Annotated in this window: 4 protein-coding genes; 2 read left to right on the top strand and 2 right to left on the bottom strand. The window is 70.1% G+C overall.

What is annotated here, in order from left to right; translation table 11 throughout:
- Positions 1-22: 22 nt before the first annotated feature.
- Complete coding sequence (locus tag ACFXA3_RS39630; RefSeq protein WP_385195797.1) at positions 23-1,414, bottom strand: glutamate decarboxylase; 1,392 nt, start codon at positions 1,412-1,414, stop codon at positions 23-25.
- Between the two features lie 273 nt (positions 1,415-1,687).
- Here ACFXA3_RS39630 and ACFXA3_RS39625 point away from each other — a divergent pair, with 273 nt between their 5' ends.
- Complete coding sequence (locus ACFXA3_RS39625) at positions 1,688-2,092, top strand: tyrosinase family oxidase copper chaperone (protein WP_385195794.1); 405 nt, start codon at positions 1,688-1,690, stop codon at positions 2,090-2,092.
- Positions 2,089-2,934, top strand: coding sequence for a tyrosinase family protein (locus ACFXA3_RS39620; protein ID WP_385195792.1), 846 nt, complete (start codon positions 2,089-2,091; stop codon positions 2,932-2,934). The genes ACFXA3_RS39625 and ACFXA3_RS39620 overlap by 4 nt, the downstream gene beginning before the upstream one ends.
- On the opposite strand, the gene ACFXA3_RS39615 is transcribed toward ACFXA3_RS39620, so the two are convergent.
- A partial coding sequence (locus ACFXA3_RS39615) for a helix-turn-helix domain-containing protein (RefSeq protein ID WP_385195789.1) occupies positions 2,892-3,113 on the bottom strand: 222 nt, incomplete at its 5' end. The genes ACFXA3_RS39620 and ACFXA3_RS39615 overlap by 43 nt on opposite strands.

The raw sequence follows: 3,113 nt of genomic DNA, 5'->3' as shown, positions 1-3,113 counted from the left end.
GGCCGGGGCGGGCGCGTGGCCGTCAGTGGTGGAAGCCCGAGCGGGGTTCCGTCGCCGAAGTCGGCGGGGGCGTGGCGGTGAGGTGGTCCACCGCGTGGCGCAGGTCGTCGACGAGCAGGGCGATCTGGTCGCGGGTCACCCCGTGCCGGATCAGCACGCGCTGGATGACGGTGTCGTCGCGGTCGGCGGGCAGCGGGTACGAGGGCACCTGCCAGCCGCGCATCCGCAGCCGGTCGGAGAGGTCGTACAGGCTGAAGGCGGACCCCTCCGGGTCGGTGAGCCGGTAGGAGACGGCGGGCAGGCCGCCGAGTCCGTCGTAGAGCAGGGTGAACGGGCCCATGGCGGCGATCTCCCCCGCCAGGTACTGAGCGGTGGCGACGCAGGCCTCGTGGACGCTCCGGTAGCCGGCCCGTCCGAGCCGCAGGAACAGGTAGTACTGGGCGATGACCTCGCCGCCGGGGCGGGAGAAGTTGAGGGCGAACGTCGGCATGTCGCCGCCGAGGTAGTCCACGTCGAAGACGAGGTCGCGGGGCAGCAGGTCGGCGGTGCGCCACACGATCCAGCCGACGCCGAGGGGGGCGAGCCCGTACTTGTGCCCGGAGGTGTTGACGGAGGCGACGCGCGGCAGCCGGAAGTCCCACACCACGTCGGGGTGGAGGAAGGGCGCGATGAAGCCGCCGCTGGCCCCGTCGACGTGGATCGGGATGTCCCAGCCGTGTTCGGCCTGGATGCGGTCGAGTTCGGCGGAGATCTCGGCGACGGGTTCGTAGTCGCAGGTGTAGGTGACGCCGAGGATGGCGACGACGCCGATGGTGTTCTCGTCGACGTGCTGGGCGAGCTGGTGGGGCCGCAGACCGGTGGCGTCGGCCTCGACCGGGACCTGGCGCAGTTCGACGTCGAAGTAGCGGGCGAACTTCTCCCAGCAGACCTGGACCGGCCCGCACACCAGGTTGGGCCGGTCGACGGGGAGGCCCTGGGCCTGTCGGCGGGAGCGCCAGCGGAATTTGAGGGCCAGTCCGCCGAGCATGGCGGCCTCGCTGGATCCGGTGGTGGAGCAGCCGGTGGCCGCGCCGCCGGGGGGTGCGTTCCACAGGTCGGCGAGGATGTTGACGCAGCGTGCCTCGATCTCGGCGGTCTGCGGGTACTCGTCCTTGTCGATCATGTTCTTGTCGAGGCACTGGTTCATCAGGCGGTGCACGCCGTCGTCGGACCAGGTGGTGCAGAAGGTGGCGAGGTTCTGGGCCGCGTTGCCGTCGAGGAGCAGTTCGTTGCTGAGGAGTTCGTAGACCACTTCGGTGGGCGAGTGGTCGTCGGGCATCCGGTACTTGGGGAGGACCTGGCTGCTCAGTGCGGACGTGAACACGTCCGAGTCGGCATCACCGGCGTTCACGTCTTTCGTCTCATGAAGAGCCATATCCGGACTGTAGGCGACAGATCTTCACAAACCCGGCTTTTCGGCAATGCACACCGAGAGCTTCCGGCCGACTCCACGGTGTGATGCCCCCCATAGGGGTGGCGTGCCGCCGGATAAATTACTGTCGAGTAGACTTTCGCTCGAAGATCTTCCCGTCCGGGCCGCTGGAGCCGGTTCGGACGGGAAGATCGACCAATTCGTTCTACGGGCAACTTATCCACTGATGTCCGGATACCGGCCAACGGCCCCTGCCGGCCTGATACTTCTTCGGCCATGAACAAGATCACCCGCCGGCAGGCCCTGGGCACCACCGCCGGCGCACTCACCGCCCTCGGCATCGCCGGCGCCACCGCGCACGCAGCCGCCACCGACTCCCGCGCCTCCATACCCACCGGCACGGTCGACGAGGTGTACCAGGGCCGCCGCATACAGATCACCCCGGCCGAGTCCGGGGGCGGCCACCACGGCGGCCACCACGGCGGCGGCCACGACGCCCTGCCGACGGTCCGGATAGACGGCCGCGAACTGCACGTCATGCGCAACGCCGACGGCACCTGGATCAGCGTGGTCAACCACTACGAGACCTTCGCCGATCCGGCCTCGCTCGCCCGCGCCGCCGTGCGCGAGCTCCAGGGCGCCGCTCTCGCCCCCTTCGCGCCCATGGGAGGCACGGCATGACCGTCCGCAAGAACCAGGCCACCCTCAGCGCCGAAGAGAAGCGCGCCTTCACGAACGCCCTGCTCGAACTGAAGCGGACGGGCACCTACGACCGGTTCGTGACCACCCACAACGGGTTCATCATGAACGACACCGACTCCGGTGACCGCGTCGGCCACCGCTCCCCCTCCTTCCTCCCCTGGCACCGCCGCTTCCTGCTGGAGTTCGAGGCCGAGCTGCAGAAAGTGGACGCGAAGGTCACGCTCCCGTACTGGGACTGGACCACGGACCGCACCTCCCGCTCCTCCCTCTGGGCCGCCGACTTCCTCGGCGGCACCGGCCGGGCCCGCGACGGGCAGGTCATGGACGGGCCGTTCGCGTACGCCACCGGGAAGTTCAACGTGAACGTACGGGTGGACGGGCGCGCGTACCTGCGCCGCGCGCTCGGCGCCGGGGTGGCCGAGCTGCCGACGAAGGCCGAGGTGGACGCCGTGCTCAACATGCCGGTGTACGACATGGCCCCGTGGAACAGCTCCTCGAACGGCTTCCGCAACCACCTGGAGGGCTGGCGCGGCGCCAACCTCCACAACCGGGTGCACGTCTGGGTCGGCGGCCAGATGGCCACCGGAGTCTCCCCCAACGACCCGGTGTTCTGGATGCACCACGCCTACGTCGACAAGCTGTGGGCCGAGTGGCAGGCCCGCAACCCGAAGTCGACGTACCTGCCGGCCGCCGGCACCGCCAACGTCGTCGACCTGCACGACACCATGCGGCCGTGGAACGACGTGACCCCGGCCGACATGCTGGACCACCGCAAGTTCTACACCTTCGACACCGAGCCGGCGGCGGCAAGCCAGCGGTAGTGCAGTTCGGGGCGCCCGACCTGGCCGTAGCGGGGGGTGCGGTCCGCCCGCCCGGTGTCCACGAGGTGCTCCAGGTAGCGGCGGGCCGTGATCCGGGATATCCCGGCCGCCTCGGCCGCCCCCGCGGCGGTCAGCCCCTCGGGCGCCGCCCTCAGCAGCGCGCCGACCCGGTCCAGGGT

The organism is Streptomyces sp. NPDC059456, assembly GCF_042750055.1.
GTDB lineage: Bacteria > Actinomycetota > Actinomycetes > Streptomycetales > Streptomycetaceae > Streptomyces.
The sequence above is the reverse complement of the archived record's forward strand: the minus strand, read 5'-3'. Positions and strand labels throughout refer to the sequence as shown.